At 48.0% G+C, this 229-nt stretch carries 1 protein-coding gene; it reads left to right on the top strand.

The features are described 5' to 3' along the window. Nucleotides 1-229, top strand: a 229-nt coding sequence (locus J2I48_RS28160; protein ID WP_207338868.1) for a hypothetical protein, incomplete at both ends; no start/stop codon positions are given.

The raw sequence follows: 229 nt of genomic DNA, 5'->3' as shown, positions 1-229 counted from the left end.
TGCTGATCTAACTGGTAACGGCTTTCAGCCTACTGAACCACAGTATGCTGATCTAACTGGTAATGGCTTTCAGCCTACCGAACCACAGTACGCTGATCTGACGGGTAATGGCTTTCAACCTACTGACCTAACTCCTACTGAACCACAGTACGCTGATCTAACAGGCAACGGCTTTCAGCCTACCGAACCACAGTATGCTGATCTAACTGGTAATGACTTTCAGCCTACC

The sequence above is a fragment of the Fibrella aquatilis genome (genome assembly GCF_017353255.1).
In the GTDB taxonomy this organism is placed as follows: domain Bacteria; phylum Bacteroidota; class Bacteroidia; order Cytophagales; family Spirosomataceae; genus Fibrella; species Fibrella aquatilis.
Note: the sequence above shows the minus strand (reverse complement) of the source record. Positions and strands in the feature narration are given on the sequence as shown.